Source organism: Enterobacter sp. BNK-34, assembly GCF_048684445.1.
Lineage (GTDB): Bacteria > Pseudomonadota > Gammaproteobacteria > Enterobacterales > Enterobacteriaceae > Enterobacter > Enterobacter pseudoroggenkampii.
The window spans coordinates 3,505,941-3,521,793 of the sequence record NZ_JBLQUA010000001.1; the positions used below are offsets into that span (position 1 = coordinate 3,505,941).

General features: G+C 57.4%; 11 protein-coding genes. 4 read left to right on the forward strand and 7 right to left on the reverse strand.

Annotated features, from left to right (window positions below):
- Positions 1–166: 166 nt before the first annotated feature.
- Positions 167–4,069, forward strand: coding sequence for an ATP-dependent RNA helicase HrpA (gene hrpA, locus ACMGG5_RS17295; RefSeq protein ID WP_420278244.1), 3,903 nt, complete (start codon positions 167–169; stop codon positions 4,067–4,069).
- Positions 4,070–4,134: 65 nt separating this feature from the next.
- Here the strand turns inward: hrpA and ACMGG5_RS17300 are convergent, their stop codons facing one another.
- From ACMGG5_RS17300 to ACMGG5_RS17315, 4 genes are all read right to left on the reverse strand, one after another.
- Positions 4,135–4,794 (reverse strand): O-methyltransferase, encoded by a 660-nt coding sequence (locus ACMGG5_RS17300; protein WP_420278245.1) that lies wholly within the window; start codon positions 4,792–4,794, stop codon positions 4,135–4,137.
- 76 nt (positions 4,795–4,870) lie between these two features.
- Positions 4,871–6,250: an efflux transporter outer membrane subunit gene (locus tag ACMGG5_RS17305; protein WP_420278246.1), complete on the reverse strand. Its 1,380-nt coding sequence runs from the start codon at positions 6,248–6,250 to the stop codon at positions 4,871–4,873.
- Positions 6,247–7,329, reverse strand: coding sequence for an HlyD family secretion protein (locus tag ACMGG5_RS17310; RefSeq protein ID WP_267216507.1), 1,083 nt, complete (start codon positions 7,327–7,329; stop codon positions 6,247–6,249). The genes ACMGG5_RS17305 and ACMGG5_RS17310 overlap by 4 nt, the downstream gene beginning before the upstream one ends.
- A gap of 22 nt (positions 7,330–7,351) precedes the next feature.
- Complete coding sequence (locus ACMGG5_RS17315; RefSeq protein WP_420278247.1) at positions 7,352–9,004, reverse strand: MFS transporter; 1,653 nt, start codon at positions 9,002–9,004, stop codon at positions 7,352–7,354.
- Positions 9,005–9,207: 203 nt separating this feature from the next.
- On the opposite strand from ACMGG5_RS17315, the gene ACMGG5_RS17320 reads away from it, so the two are divergent.
- Positions 9,208–10,002 carry a YdcF family protein gene (locus ACMGG5_RS17320; RefSeq protein WP_420278248.1) on the forward strand — a complete coding sequence of 265 codons (795 nt, stop codon included), beginning with the start codon at positions 9,208–9,210 and terminating at the stop codon, positions 10,000–10,002.
- 54 nt (positions 10,003–10,056) lie between these two features.
- Here the strand turns inward: ACMGG5_RS17320 and gap are convergent, their stop codons facing one another.
- Positions 10,057–11,058, reverse strand: coding sequence for a type I glyceraldehyde-3-phosphate dehydrogenase (gap, locus tag ACMGG5_RS17325; RefSeq protein ID WP_061715206.1), 1,002 nt, complete (start codon positions 11,056–11,058; stop codon positions 10,057–10,059).
- 189 nt (positions 11,059–11,247) lie between these two features.
- On the opposite strand from gap, the gene cybB reads away from it, so the two are divergent.
- Complete coding sequence (gene cybB / locus ACMGG5_RS17330) at positions 11,248–11,778, forward strand: cytochrome b561 (RefSeq protein WP_032647085.1); 531 nt, start codon at positions 11,248–11,250, stop codon at positions 11,776–11,778.
- A gap of 89 nt (positions 11,779–11,867) precedes the next feature.
- Here cybB and ACMGG5_RS17335 read toward each other — a convergent pair whose 3' ends face one another.
- Both ACMGG5_RS17335 and ACMGG5_RS17340 read right to left on the reverse strand, forming a co-directional pair.
- Positions 11,868–12,935: an oxidoreductase gene (locus tag ACMGG5_RS17335; RefSeq protein ID WP_420278249.1), complete on the reverse strand. Its 1,068-nt coding sequence runs from the start codon at positions 12,933–12,935 to the stop codon at positions 11,868–11,870.
- 13 nt (positions 12,936–12,948) lie between these two features.
- Positions 12,949–13,692: a DeoR/GlpR family DNA-binding transcription regulator gene (locus tag ACMGG5_RS17340; protein ID WP_048990916.1), complete on the reverse strand. Its 744-nt coding sequence runs from the start codon at positions 13,690–13,692 to the stop codon at positions 12,949–12,951.
- Between the two features lie 739 nt (positions 13,693–14,431).
- On the opposite strand from ACMGG5_RS17340, the gene ACMGG5_RS17345 reads away from it, so the two are divergent.
- A complete protein-coding gene (locus ACMGG5_RS17345; protein WP_420278250.1) occupies positions 14,432–15,769 on the forward strand; it encodes a TolC family outer membrane protein in 1,338 nt (445 codons plus the stop codon).
- Positions 15,770–15,853 lie beyond the last annotated feature (84 nt).

Sequence of the window (15,853 nt, forward strand, 5' to 3'; positions counted from 1 at the left end):
CCCGTTGCTTGTTGACACTCTATTCACAATCCTGCCACAGAGATAGCGCAATATATCGAAGCCTATGTTCGAATTTTTTGAATAAGGCGCGAAAGGCGTCAGTGTGGTACTCTATAGCAATCATTAAAAAGAGAGTTTATCAGGGCGTGTACTGCCCTTTAACGCTATGACAGAACAACAAAAATTCACCTTCCCGATGCTCCTGCAACAGCTTGATTCTCTGACGCTGCGCGACAAACAGCGCTTCGCCCGCCGTCTGCACGGCGTCAAGAAGGTTAAAAATCCTGATGCACAACAGGCCATTTACCAGGAGATGGCGAAAGAGATTGAACAGGCTGCAGGGAAAGTTGTGCTGCGCGAAGCCGCACGTCCGGCGATTACCTACCCGGAAAACCTGCCCGTCAGCCAGAAGAAACAGGACATTCTCGAGGCCGTACGCGACCACCAGGTGGTGATTGTCGCGGGGGAAACCGGTTCGGGGAAAACCACCCAGCTGCCGAAAATCTGTATGGAGCTGGGCCGCGGGATCAAAGGCCTGATTGGCCACACCCAGCCGCGTCGTCTGGCGGCGCGCACCGTTGCCAACCGTATTGCCGAAGAGCTGCAGACGGAGCCGGGCGGCTGCATCGGCTACAAGGTGCGCTTCAGCGACCACGTTAGCGATAACACCATGGTCAAGCTGATGACCGACGGTATTCTGCTGGCGGAAATCCAGCAGGATCGCCTGCTGATGCAGTACGACACCATCATCATTGACGAAGCGCACGAGCGTAGCCTGAACATTGATTTCCTGCTCGGCTACCTGAAAGAGCTGCTGCCGCGTCGCCCGGATCTGAAAGTTATCATCACCTCCGCGACCATCGACCCGGAGCGCTTCTCGAAGCACTTCAACAATGCGCCGATTATCGAAGTCTCTGGTCGTACCTATCCGGTCGAGGTGCGCTATCGCCCGATTGTGGAAGAGGCGGACGATACCGAGCGCGACCAGCTGCAGGCCATCTTCGATGCCGTCGACGAGCTGGGTAACGAAAGCGCGGGCGACATTCTGATCTTCATGAGCGGCGAGCGTGAAATTCGCGATACCGCCGATGCGCTCAGCAAGCGCGACCTGCGCCACACCGAGATCCTGCCGCTGTATGCCCGCCTGTCCAATAGCGAACAGAACCGCGTATTCCAGCCGCACAGCGGACGCCGCATCGTCCTGGCGACCAACGTGGCGGAAACCTCGCTGACCGTACCGGGCATTAAATACGTGATCGATCCGGGTACGGCGCGCATCAGCCGCTACAGTTACCGCACCAAGGTCCAGCGGCTGCCGATTGAGCCCGTTTCTCAGGCGTCTGCTAACCAGCGTAAGGGCCGCTGCGGCCGCGTGTCGGAAGGGATCTGTATTCGTCTCTATTCCGAAGACGATTTCCTGTCGCGTCCGGAATTCACCGACCCGGAAATTCTGCGCACCAACCTGGCGTCCGTTATCCTGCAGATGACCGCCCTGGGGCTGGGCGACATCGCGGCGTTTCCGTTCGTCGAAGCGCCGGACAAACGCAACATTCAGGACGGCGTACGTCTGCTGGAAGAGCTCGGAGCGATCACCACCGACGAGCAGGCGACGGTCTACAAGCTGACGCCGCTGGGCCGCCAGCTCAGCCAGCTGCCGGTGGATCCGCGCCTGGCCCGTATGGTGCTGGAAGCGCAAAAGCACGGCTGCGTGCGCGAGGCGATGATCATTACCTCGGCGCTCTCCATTCAGGACCCGCGCGAGCGTCCGATGGACAAACAGCAGGCGTCGGACGAAAAGCACCGTCGCTTCCACGACAAAGAGTCCGATTTCCTCGCCTTCGTGAACCTGTGGAACTATCTCGGCGAGCAGCAGAAAGCGCTCTCCTCAAACCAGTTCCGCCGCCAGTGCCGAGTGGATTTCCTCAACTACCTGCGCGTGCGCGAGTGGCAGGATATCTACACCCAGCTGCGCCAGGTGGTGAAAGAGCTGGGCATTCCGGTCAACAGCGAACCGGCGGAGTACCGCGAAATTCATATCGCGCTGCTGACCGGCCTGCTGTCCCACATTGGGATGAAGGACGCCGAAAAGCAGGAGTATACCGGCGCGCGTAACGCCCGTTTCTCAATCTTCCCCGGTTCCGGCTTGTTCAGGAAGCCGCCGAAATGGACCATGGTCGCGGAGCTGGTGGAAACCAGCCGCCTGTGGGGACGCATTGCCGCGCGTATCGATCCGGAATGGGTGGAGCCGGTGGCGCAGCATCTGCTGAAGCGCTCGTACAGTGAACCGCACTGGGAGCGCGCGCAGGGCGCGGTGATGGCGACCGAGAAAGTGACCGTTTACGGCCTGCCGGTGGTCGCCGCGCGTAAGGTCAACTACAGCCAGATCGATCCGGCGCTCAGTCGCGAGCTGTTTATCCGCCACGCGCTGGTGGAGGGCGACTGGCAGACGCGCCACGCCTTCTTCCGTGAAAACCTGAAGCTGCGCGCCGAAGTGGAGGAGCTGGAGCACAAGTCCCGCCGCCGTGACATTCTGGTGGACGATGAGGCGCTGTTTGAGTTTTACGACCAGCGCATCAGCCACGATGTGATTTCCGCCCGCCACTTCGACAGCTGGTGGAAGAAGGCCAGCAAAGAGACGCCGGACCTGCTCAACTTTGAAAAGAGCATGCTGATTAAAGAGGGCGCGGAGTCGGTCAGCAAACTCGACTACCCGAACTTCTGGCATCAGGGCAACCTCAAGCTGCGTCTGACCTATCAGTTTGAGCCGGGGGCAGACGCGGACGGCGTGACCGTCCACATTCCGCTGCCGCTGTTAAACCAGGTGGATGAGAGCGGGTTCGAGTGGCAAATCCCCGGCCTGCGCCGCGAGCTGGTGATTGCGCTGATCAAATCCCTGCCGAAACCGGTGCGCCGCAACTTTGTGCCTGCGCCAAACTACGCGGAAGCGTTTTTGGGCCGCGTCACGCCGCTGGAGCTGCCGCTGCTGGACGCGCTGGAGCGTGAGTTCCGCCGTATGACCGGAACGACCATCGACCGCGACGACTGGAACTGGGATCAGGTGCCCGATCACCTGAAAATCAGCTTCCGCGTGGTGGACGATAAAAATAAAAAGCTGCTGGAAGGGCGTTCCCTGAGCGAGCTGAAAGAGGCGCTGAAAGGCAAAGTCCAGGAGACGCTCTCTGCGGTGGCGGACGACGGCATCGAGCAGAGCGGGCTGCACATCTGGAGCTTTGGTCAGCTTCCGGAAAGCTACGAGCAGAAGCGCGGCAACTATAAGGTGAAAGCCTGGCCTGCGCTGGTGGACGAGCGCGACAGCGTGGCGATCAAACTGTTTGATAACCCGCAGGAACAGCAGCAGATGATGTGGCGCGGGCTGCGTCGTCTGCTGCTGCTCAACATCCCGTCGCCGATCAAGTATCTGCACGAGAAGCTGCCGAACAAAGCCAAGCTGGGGCTGTACTTTAACCCGTACGGCAAGGTGCTGGATCTGATTGACGACTGCATCTCCTGCGGCGTGGACAAGCTGATCCATGAGGCGGGCGGCCCGGTCTGGACGGAAGAGGGCTTTGCACAGCTTCATGAAAAGGTGCGCGCGGAGCTGAACGACACCGTGGTGGAGATTGCCAAACAGGTCGAGCAGATCCTCACCGCCGTGTTCAATATCAACAAGCGCCTGAAGGGGCGCGTGGATATGACCATGGCGCTGGGGCTCTCGGACGTGAAGGCGCAGATGGCGGGGCTGGTCTATCGCGGCTTTGTCACCGGCAACGGCTTTAAGCGCCTGGGCGATACGCTGCGCTATCTGCAGGCGATTGAAAAACGTCTGGAAAAAATGGCTATCGACCCGCACCGCGATCGCGCGCAGATGCTGAAAGTGGAAAGCGTGCAGCAGGCGTGGCAGCAGTGGCTCAACAAGCTGCCGCCAGCGCGCCGCGACGATGAAGACGTGCATGCGATCCGCTGGATGATTGAGGAGCTGCGCGTCAGCTTCTTTGCCCAGCAGCTCGGTACGCCGTATCCGATTTCGGACAAGCGTATTCTGCAGGCGATGGAGCAGATTTCCGGTTAAAACCCGGTTTTCTCCCTCTCCCTGTGGGAGAGGGCCGGGGTGAGGGCATCAGCCCGCACATTTTTTCACCCGTTCACCATTGCCAGCGTAAACCCATCCCATCCCTTAACCCCCACCGTTTGCAGCGCGGTGGCGGTTAAGCGCGGATTATCTCCAGTCATCTCAATAAACCGACGCACGCCCAGCACGCGCGCGTCGTCGCTTTGCCCGTTAATGACCTCGCCGTCGCGCACCACGTTATCGCCAATGATTACCGTGCCGGGACGGGAATAGTGCAGCGCCCACTCCAGATAGCCGGGATTGTTTGGCTTATCGGCATCGATAAAGATCAGGTCGAACGGTGGAACGTCACCGAAATTCTCCAGCGAGCTCAGGGCCGGGCCTTCAATTAATTCAATACGTTCGTTTAGCCCCGCGAGATGAATATTCTGGCGCGCAACGCTGGCATGCGCGGGATCGGCCTCAAGCGTAATCAGCTTTCCGTCCGGCGGCAGGGCGCGCGCCATCCAGATTGAGCTATAGGCGCCCAGCGTACCGATCTCAAGAATGCGTCTTGCCTGCGTCATTCGCACGAACAGCGCCAGCAGCTGCCCCTGATTGGCCGCTACGTCGTGTTCAGGTAGCCCGGCGCGCTTGTTGTTTTCCAGTACCTGATGAAGTACGTCATCGTCAGGGATAAGCGAAGAAATCATGTAATTATCTACTGCAGACCATTGTTGTTGCATAGATTGACTCCTTGGATTTTTCTCCCTCTCCCTGTGGGAGAGGGGCGGGGTGAGGGCATCAGCGCGCAAGCCGGGTTCATGCACTCTTCCAGCCGCCGCCCAGCGCTTTATACAAATCAATCTGCGCCAGCAGCAGGTTATTTTTCACCTGCACCACGCTGGTCTGAACCGAGAACAGCGTGCGCTGCGCGTCCAGCACGTCAAGATAGGAGGAATAACCGTTGCGATAGCGATTCTGCGCAATGCGCAGCGTCTCCTGGGCCACATCCTGCTGGGCAAGCAGTTCCGTCAGCTGTTCCTGATAGCGACTTATCGCATCAAGGCTGTTGTTCACTTCGGCAAACGCGTTACGCACGGTTTTTTCATAAGCGTACAGCGCCTGGTTCCGCTGGGACTGAGAAATATCCACCTGCGCATTCAGCGCCTGGCGGTTCAGCAGCGGGGCGAGAATACTGCCCCCGACGCTCCAGAGCTGAAGCGGGTTGTCCAGCAGGCCAGAAAGGGTGCGATCCTGAACCGATCCGGTGGCGGTCAGGTTGATCGACGGCAGCAGGCTGGCACGTGACGCCGCGAGCGAGGCATCCGCCGCCACCAGCTGGCGTTCGGCCTGAACGATATCCGGTCGACGATTCAGAAGCGTAGAAGGCAGCTGCGACGGCAGCGTCAGCGGCGTCAGCGCCGTAAAGCTTTCGCTGCGTGCCACCGCGCCGGGATTGCTTCCCAGCAGCAGGCTCAGGGCATTCTCCTGCTGCGCAATCTGGTGCTGCAGCACGGGCACCTGCGCCCGCGTTGAGCGCAATTCGGAATCCGACTGCATCAGCTCCAGACGCGAGCTGTAGCCCGTCTCAAACTGACGTTTCGCGAGGTTAAATGCCTCTTCGCGCGATTTCAGCGTTGACTCCGTCACGCGTAGCTGTTCGTCAAGCGAGAGCAGGGTGACATAGCCGGATGCAACGGAAGACGCGACGGTCAAATCCGCGGCGGCAGCGGCGGCTTTTTGCGCCTCCAGCGAGGCTTCGGCGGCATTGGCCGTGCTGCGGTTGACGCCCCAGATATCAACGTCATAGCTCGCCGTCAGGCTCCCTCTGTACAGCGTGCCGTAGACCGGCAGCCCGGTCGCGGCGGATTGCGAACGGGCGCGCGTCCCCGTTACGCCCGCGTCAAGCGAAGGAAACAGGCTACCGTCGGCCGCGAAGACCCGCGCCTGATACTCGTTAATTCGTTCGCGGGCGATCAGCACGTCGCCGTTATTCTGCAGCGCCTGGTCCACATAGCGGTTGAGATGGTTGTCATGGAAATTGCGCCACCAGAGCTGCTCCGCCGGGCTGGCAGGGCCGGCGTCAGCTCGCCACTGGGTGGGGATGTGCAGCGTCGGCTGCGCCGGTTTGACGTCGACGGACTGGCATCCGGCCAGCATGACCGCTGCCACCAGCGCGGCTATCGGGCGAAGGATCATTTCTTCGCCTCCCGCGTATCAATGGTCACCTGTACCGACATACCCGGACGCAGCAGCGCGGAATCTTCTGGCTTGCCGAGCACCTCGATGCGCACCGGGATACGCTGGGCTATTTTGACAAAGTTGCCGGTGGCGTTGTCCGGCGTGATGGCGCTGAATTCAACCCCGGTTGCAGGCGAAATGCTCTCCACGCGGCCCTGATACGCTTTGTCGTTCAGGGCATCGACGGTGAATTTGACAGGCTGACCGACGCGTAGCTCCGCGAGCTGGGTCTCTTTAATATTGGCAATGACCCAGTGCTGAGGCGGCACAAGGGTGGTGAGATGGGTCCCGGCGGTCACATACGCCCCGAGACGCACGGCGATCTGGCCGAGCTGACCGTCACGCGGCGCCACAATCCGGGTGTTTTGCAGGTCAATCTGCGCCAGCTCCAGCGCCGCTTTTGCGTTTTCAACATCCGCCTCCAGCGCACCGCGATTGACAATCACCGTTTGCAGATCCTGACGCGACATCTCAAGCGCCGCTTTCGCCTGGTCGATATCGGCGCTGCCCTGAGCGGCACTGGCCAGCGCCGCGTCGCGCTCGCGAATCGAGAGCGAGCCGTCTGACGTCAGCTCTTTCACCCGCTTTAAATCCGCCTGCGTTTTCAGGCTCTGGGCGCGGGCGTTTTTCAGCGCGGCGTCATTTTTTGCGATGACGGCTTCGGCGCTTTTACGCTGCTGCAGGTTGTTATTGAGGGCGGCAATTTTCATCGCCAGCTGTGCCTCGGCCTGATGCACGCGCTGACGATAGATGCGGTCATCAATCTGCAGCAGCAGGTCGCCTTTTTTTACCTGCACAAAGTCCTGAACCTTCACCTCGGTGATATAGCCATTCACCTGGGGGCTGATAAACGTCGTCTGGCCGCGCACGTAGGCGTTATCGGTAAACTGCGCGTGGCGGGTGAACGGCGGCAGCTGCCACGCATAAAGGATCACCAGTACGCCGACAATACCGATGGCAGCGGCGGTGAAAACGGAAACAATGCGCACATTTTTGCGGGTGTTGGCCTGCTCTTTGGCGGCATCCTGCTGACTCATAAACTCTCCAGAAATATTTTAATTATTTGTTGCCGGTGGCGTTCTTCAGCGCCAGACGGGCAGTGATGCGCAGGCGCAGCAAGCGCCATAAAATCCAGACCAGCGTGGCGGCAGCGATGCTCGCCGTCAGCAGATAAGTATCGTTATAAGCCAGAATATTCGCCTCCAGCGCGGTCACCGTTTGCAGCTGCGTTATCGCCTGGGTTCCCAGCAGCGCGCTGTCGCCAATCAGGCTCTTGTACATTTGGGTATAAAGCTGAATTCGCTCGTTGACCAGCGGGTTGAGCGTGGTGAGCTGGTCCGCCAGCAGGCTGGAGTGGTACTTCTCGCGCCAGGTCTGGAAGGTGCCGAGGATCGCGGAGCCCAGCAGACCGCCGAGGTTCTGGCTCATGCCAAACATCACCGAGAAGCTGACCAGGTTGAGCGGGTCGGCGATCACCCCGCCAATGGCGGCCAGCATGGCGGGCGCCAGGAAGAAGGCGCTGCCAAAGCCCAGCAGGAACTGGCTCAGCATCAGCTGATCCGGCCGGGTCAGGTTGTTGGACTCGCTGTCCAGCAGCGAGGCAACAATCATCAGGGCCAGAGAGGTGATGATTGGCCACGCCAGTTTCGTCGGCTTGATGGTGAGACAGCTGGTGACGATCCCGCAGACGATCCCGGCGAAAATGGACCACGCCAGGTGGGTCATCTGCTCATTCTGTAATCCCACGTACTGCAGCCAGCCGATGACGCCGGTGTTTTGCTCTGCCAGCACGATACGGATCAGCAGCATAATCAGCCCCAGACGAACGATGCTGCCACTCGACAGCCAGCGGGTGTTCAGCAGCGGGTTGGCACGGTTATGTTCAAAGACGATGGCAGCCACAATCAGCACCAGCGATAGCGCCAGCGACCAGCCGATCCACGGCGCTTCGAACCACCAGTCAAGACGGCCTAAGGAGAGCACGGCGCAGAGCAGGGCCATACCGGGGGCCATTAAAAAGAAGGTGATGAAGTCTTTTTTCTCAAAGACCTTGCGCCGGTCGCCCGGCGGCAGTTTTAAGGCGATGACGCAGGCCAGGGAGATCAGCGCCAGCCCCAGCTCGAAGAAATAGAGCCCGCGCCACTCGTCCAGCTGCAGCAGTTCGGTCGAAAACAGGCGGGCCAGCGGGATGGCGAGTGACGATCCGGTGATGCCGATGGTCAGCGCCTTGAGGCGGTGCTTCGCCGGCCAGGCCTGGATCTGATAGTAAATCCCCAGCGAGCTGAGCGCGGCGGCCACCATCCCGTGCGCGGCGCGAACCATTAGCGCCGAGCTGAGGTCGTTCACGAACAGGTGGAAAAAGGTCACCAGCACGTACAGCACCAGAAAACCTTCCGTAAAGGCGCGCAGACCGTACTGCTGGCGGAATTTGACCAGCAGCAGGTTGATAGAGATGTTGGTCATGACGTAGACCGCGGGCAGCCAGGCGATTTCGGTCGACCAGGCCCCGAAGGTCCCCTGCAAATTTTGCAGGTTGGCGGTCACCACCGCATTCCCCAGCGCCCCCGTCAGGCAGACCAGCAGGCCCACGACGCCGTAGGCAATGCGTTTTGGCGTACTGTGTTCGGGCGTGGAGGGCGAACCCAGCAGGGCGGGTTTCTCATGTGGCTGCCACTCGCGAGGAGCATAAGGGTCGCGTTCGGGCAGGCGCATAACGTCGTTTACCTTAGAAATAATTGAATAATTAGCGGGCTAGCGATTCTACGTCTGCCGCAAATGATAATTCAAGTGAATATGATTTACGCATGTTAATCAAATGGTGAAGGGGATTTTAAGGAAAAAGAGCGGCCCGATGTCGCCGTTGTGTTGAGAACCTGAAGTCGCTACCCTGAAGGGATACAGAGAAGGAGTTCATCATGGAACAGACCCATTTTCCCATCCTGGCGGATGCCACGCTGGCGGCCATTAATACTGTTGGTGAATGGCTGGCGCAGGACGACCTGAGCGGCAGCCGCCAGCACCTGGACGTCGATGCGGTGATCCTGGCAGGGAACGCGGTGATCCCGACCATTGAGGCGGCCTGTCGAATTGCCGCGCAGAGAAACATCCCGCTCCTGATTAGCGGCGGTATTGGTCATTCAACCGCGTTTTTATATTCAGCTATCGGCAGTCATCCGCGTTATCACACCTTACAAGTCGAAGGGCGGGCGGAAGCCAGCATTCTCGCCGACATTGCGCGGGCGTTCTGGCAGATCCCCGAGGCGCATCTGTGGGTTGAAGATCAATCCACCAACTGCGGTGAGAATGCGCGTTTTAGCTGGAACATGCTGAAGCAGCACCATCGAACGACCGGGCGGGTGGTGGTGGTGCAGGATCCCACGATGCAGCGCCGCACGATGGCGACGTTTGCCCGCGTTTGTCGGGATGAGCCCGTTTCGCCGCAGTGGGTCAGCCATCCCGGGTTTACGCCGACGCTGCAAAACGGTAAAGAGGGCGTGGAGTTCAGTGAGAGCAACACCGGACTGTGGCCCGTTGACCGCTATCTTTCACTGGTTATGGGGGAACTGCCGCGCCTGTATGATGACGCCAACGGCTATGGCCCGGCCGGGCGGGATTTTATCGCCCACGTTGAATTCCCTGAGGCCGTCACCGCCGCATGGAGACAGCTGCAGCAGGATCCGGTCCTGAAGGTGGCGCGAAAAATCAGCTGAGCACGGAACAATTCCCTCGCCCCATTGGGGAGAGGGTTAGGGTGAGGGGAAAAATCACAGCGCCGCAAACTTATCCAGCGTCCGCACCAGCTGCGTCACAAAACCATATTCGTTGTCATACCACGCGACGGCTTTCACCAGCTGCAGCTCTCCCGCTTCTGACACCTCCGTCTGCGTGGCGTCAAACACCGAACCATAATGTGAACCAATCACATCTGATGAGACAATCTCTTCATCGGTATACCCGAACGATTTATTGCCCTGCGTCGCCTTTTTCAGCGCGGCGTTGATCTCCTCAACGGTCACTTTCTTGCCCAGAATGGCCACCAGCTCGGTTACCGAACCCGTTTTAACCGGCACGCGCTGCGCGTGGCCTTTCAGTTTGCCGCTGAGCGCAGGGATCACCAGACCAATGGCTTTGGCGGCACCGGTGGTATGCGGAATGATATTCTCTGCCGCCGCCCGCGAGGCGCGAAGATCTTTCCCGCGCGGGCCATCCACCAGCGCCTGCGTACCGGTATAGGCGTGAATGGTGGTCATGGTGCCCACTTTTATTTCAAACGCATCGTTCAGGGCTTTGGCCAGCGGGGCGAGGCAGTTGGTGGTGCAGGAGGCGACGGAGATGATGGTATCACCAGCGTCAATGGTGTCGTCGTTCACGCTGTAGACGATGGTTTTCATGTCACCCGCAGGGGCAGAGATCAGCACTTTCTTCGCGCCGGCGTCCAGGTGCGCCCGTGATTTCTCTTCAGAGGTATAAAAGCCGGTGCACTCCACGACGATATCCACACCGGCGGTTTTCCACGGAATGTGCTTCGCCTCTTTTTCGGCGTACACCGCAATGGTTTTACCGTCAACAATCAGCGCATCCTCGGTGAAATCCACGCTCCACGGGAAGCCACCGTAGTTGGAATCATGCCTGAGCAGGTAGGCCAGCACTTTCGGGGAGGTGAGGTCGTTGATGGCGACGACGGTATTACTGTCCTGGGTTTCAAGAAGGCGACGCAGGACAAGGCGCCCAATGCGTCCAAAGCCGTTAATGCCAATTTTACTCATGGTGTTCTCCTGTAAACGTGTCGATGCGACAGTTTGAACTCATCCAGGCTTAGACCATCACGGGCAGGGCGGCAATTGAAGATGCTTCATGCGGGAGGAAGTATTTGAAAAACCATACAGAAAAGTTAATGAATTTTTAAGGAAAGGGGATTATGTTGGCGCGGTAACTGTTTTTAATCGAGAAATCACATGCGCACTAAATATACAAGCCTGCAAATCGGCATCCACTGGCTGGTGTTTCTATTAATCATCGTCGCCTACTGCGCCATGGAGTTCAAAGGTTTCTTCCCGCGCACCGCGCGTCCCGCGATCAATATGATCCACGTGTCATGCGGGATCGGTATTCTGGTGCTGATGGTGACGCGTCTGCTGGTTCGCCTGAAATTCCGCGCGCCCCCGATTCAGCCGAAGCCAAAAGCGATGGTGACGGGGATGTCTCATCTGGGGCATCTGGTGGTGTATCTGCTGTTTATTGCGCTGCCGCTGATCGGGATTGTGATGATGTACAACCGGGGCAGCGACTGGTTTGCCTTTGGCCTGGCGATGCCGCATGCGGCGGAGTCCAATTTTGATCTGGTGGATACGCTGAAGGCGTGGCACGAGACGCTGGCAAACCTGGGCTATTTTGTGATTGGCCTGCACGCGGCTGCGGCGCTGATGCATCACTATTTCTGGAAAGATAATACTCTTCTGCGCATGATGCCGAAAAAGCGTTCGTAGTCTTCTCGCCCGGCGGTGCTTCGCTTGCACGGGCCTACAAACGGCTCTGAATCGTAGGCCGGGTAAGCGCAGCGCCACCCGGCTTGTTTTTAACCCAACAGAGCACGCTCTTCGGCACTTAACGCCAGCGCCTGCGTTGACCCCGTCTCCGAGGACTTCACCGCCGCTTCCAGCACGGCCATGACCGCCAGTGCCTCAACAGGGTGGACAGGGTTGGTGATTTTCCCGCGTAACGCATCACGTACGTTGATGTAATACTGGCGCTGATCGCCTTTCGGGGTTGGGAGCGTCTGTGGTGCACCGTCAGCCCCAAAGAACACCATACTGTCGCTGTCTTCGCCCCAGGTTTCACTGCCCGGGATCACCCCTGAGAGCAGCTGCGCTTCCTGCTGATCGATTCTGGCCTTCACCACGCTGCCTTTGTCCCCGTGGACGGTAAAGCGCGCCGTACCGCCAGCCACCAGCATGCTGGCGTGCAGAATCACCTTATGCTCCGGGTAGTTTAAGACCACGTGCGCCCAGTCGTTAATTTCTGCGCCGTCGCGCAGCGTCGCGATATTCCCCTGAACGGAATGCGGCAGGCCAAAGAGCTGTAGCGTCTGGTCGATAAGATGTGGGCCCAGGTCAAACCACAAGCCGCTCCCGGGGACGTTCTGCTCGCGCCAGCGCACGCGCACTTCCGGGCGGAAGCGGTCAATATGCGACTCCAGGTGTTTAACCTTGCCGAGCGTGCCTTGCTCAATAATCTGCTTAATGCCGAGGAAATCGCTGTCCCAGCGGCGGTTATGGAAGACGGAGAGCAGCAGCTGCTTTTCGTCCGCCAGCGCAATCAGGTCGCGGGCTTCCTGCATGTCGAGGGTGAAAGGCTTATCCACGACCACGTGTTTACCCGAGTTCAGGGCCAGCGTCGCCAGCGGGGCGTGCGTGGCATTGGGGGAGGCAATCACCACCAGATCGATATCAGGATGCTGAATGGCCTCTTCCGGTGTCGCCACCACCTGTACGTCCGGCAGATCGCGTTTAACCTTCTCTTCATCACGAGAAGAGACCACTGCCAGCTTAATCCCGTCCACAGACTGGATCAGCGGGGCATGGAAGGTTTTACCGACAAATCCATACCCGATCAGCGCAATGTTGATTGTTTGAACGTTACTCATGACCTTCTCCACGTTAATTCGCGCACACCGTGACCTGCAGTGCGCTATGGTCCCCAAGCTCAGGCCAGGGACGATCTAAAAAGAGTTGTTGAATGCTGGATAACCCGGATACCAGATACGGCTCGCAGCGGTTAATTTTCAGGTGATCCGCGACAATCCAGTGCGCATGGCTGGCGTCGAGCATCGCGCGTTTCACCTCGGCATCCGCTTCTTTACCGGCGCTCAACCCCAGTTCGGCATGAATGGCGCATGCCCCGAGGATGGCGATATCTGCCCGATAGCGGGACAGTAAAGACAGCGTGGCGCTGCCGGCAAACAGGCGCTGCTTGTGGTCCCATTTTCCACCGAGCAGGATCAGCTCAACGTCTTCCCGGTCACTAAAGTGCTGGGCGATATCCAGCGATGTGGTAATGACGGTGAGCGGCCCCTGAAGAAAGGTGGCGACGGCCATCACCGTGCTTCCGGCATCCAGAAACAGGGTGGAACCCGGTGGAACCCGCTGTGCGACCTGTTTACCCAGGCGCTGTTTGGTCTCTGGCAGCAGCGTATTGCGGCCCTGACGGTTCATGGCGGAGAGGTTGAGCGCGATGGCTCCGCCGTGGTTCTTCTGCGCAAGGCCCTGGTTTTCCAGGTCGGTCAGATCCCGACGGATAGTATCGGCTGAAACCTGCAGCTTTTCGGCCAGGTCGGTGATGCTGGCCTGGCCATGCTCGCTGAGGATATCCAGGACGTAGCGTTGACGAGCGGTTTTGTGCATGGGAGTACATTCCTGCAAAATGTCGCAATAGTTTGCATAATACAGCATTTTGACGCAGAGAGAAGGGGATTGTGGTCATGACGATGTACAGCGGTGTGATGATTCAGATAGGTGATTATTAAAATTTTATTAAGCAGGTATAAGGAAGCCGTTTTGAATGTTAATCACAATGTTATTGTTATGTTTTATTTAACGATTTGGGCTATGTAACCAACGTATTGCCATTGTGTGGTTTTAAATGCTGTTAAATTAAAATAATGCAGTTTTTAATTGCTTTAATTAGTTTTTTAAAAGGCTTTAATTTTAAATATACCCCTTAGGTTACTTAAATTGACATTTCTTTGAAAATCTTTGTGTCTGACCCGCTATGAAATTAACGCAAAAATGTGCACAGAAAGAATTAAGAATTTTCCTTAGATAACAGGAGGTTTATATGTTTCATCTGAAAGGAGACTTTTAGAGTTTTGTCCAGAAACCCCATGTTTTTTCTTACTTGTAACACCACATTAACATTGTGGGTGTAGTGGGCTATACCACATTTTGTTATGCTGCTAACCAGTTTAAGAAATAAGTAAATTCTTAATTGAAATAAGACGCAGGCAGATCTCATCTCCAATGGAAATGGGTATGGGGATTATTACCTAAAATTCAGCATGGTAGCTTAATAAGATATTTGTCTAATTATCTGTACCTCTTTTTGGGTATTTGCTTGAGTATCACTCAGAGTCAGGGAGATAACATGACGATATTACGAAAGCCTATGTTACGCCGATTTACAGCAGCACTGGCATTCATTTCATTAGCCATAAATACGGCGTACGCCAATAGTAGTCAGTTGGGAATTGCCCCGGTGGCAACCACAACCTTAAAAGAAAGTATTCTTTTTGCTATCGATCGCGATCCATCAATTAGTCAGCAGGCCGCGCAATTAGGTATTGGCCAGGCACAAATAGATGAAGCGCGCAGCGGCTGGATGCCACAAATATCGCTGAACGGGAGTACAGGGCACAGCCAGACCACCGATTCCAGCGGGTCGCTGAAGAATTCCGCCGCCTGGGGGCTGAGCCTGACGCAGTTGCTGTACGATTTTGGTAAGACCAATAACAGTATCAGCCAGTCTTCCGCCCAGCGTGATAGCTACCGCTATCAGCTGATGGGCACGCTCTCTGACGTGGCGGAAAAAACGGCTCTGAGCTATGTAGAGGTCAAACGCTATTCCGATCTGCTGCAGGCGGCAAAGGAGAATGTCCTGGCGCTTAAAAACGTTGAGCAACTGGCGAAGCTGCGCGCTGACGCGGGCGTGAGTTCGACCTCCGATGAGCTCCAGACCCGCACGCGTATTGCCGGCATGCAGGCTACGGTCGCGCAGTATCACGCCGCCTTAAACAGCGCCCGGGCAAGGCTTGCGGTATTAACCGGCATGCAGGCAGATAACTTTTCGCCAGTGCCTGCGAACCTCGCGGTTGAGCCAGATTCGCTCAACCGTATTGATTATTCGTTAATACCGGCTGTGATGGCCGCGCAGAATATGGAACGTTCGGCTCAGTATGGCGTGGAAACGGCGAAGTCCCAGCACTGGCCGACGTTAAGCCTGAAAGGGGGGCGCACCCGTTATGAATCGGACAACCGTTCATACTGGGACGACCAGATACAGCTCAATATCGATGCTCCGCTGTATCAGGGGGGCGCGGTTTCCGCTCGCGTTCGGCAGGCGGAAGGCGCACGGGCCATGGCCTCCTCTCAGGTCGATCAGGCGCGTTTCGATGTTCTGCAAAAAGCCTCCGTCGCGCAGGCGGACTGGGCCGGTGCACGGGGAAGAATGGAGGCCGGAAAGCAGCAGCTGGAAAATGCGCTGCGCGCCCGCGATGTTTATAAAAATGAATACACCCTGAGCAAGCGGAGCATTAACGATCTGCTCAGCGTTGAGCAGGATGTCTGGCAGGCCACATCAGCGAAAATAATCGCTGAGTATGATGGCTGGAGTTCGGCAATTAATTATGCTTCCGCGGTTGATAATTTAATGCCGCTTATTGGAATAGAGAAAAACGCTGCCGCAAAATTACCTGACTTGAGTTAAAAAAGACGCGCAGTGTTGCGCAAAAATAAGTCTGAAAATAATGGGTGTTTTTTCCCAGGGATAGCTACATCCGTCTGGTGGACA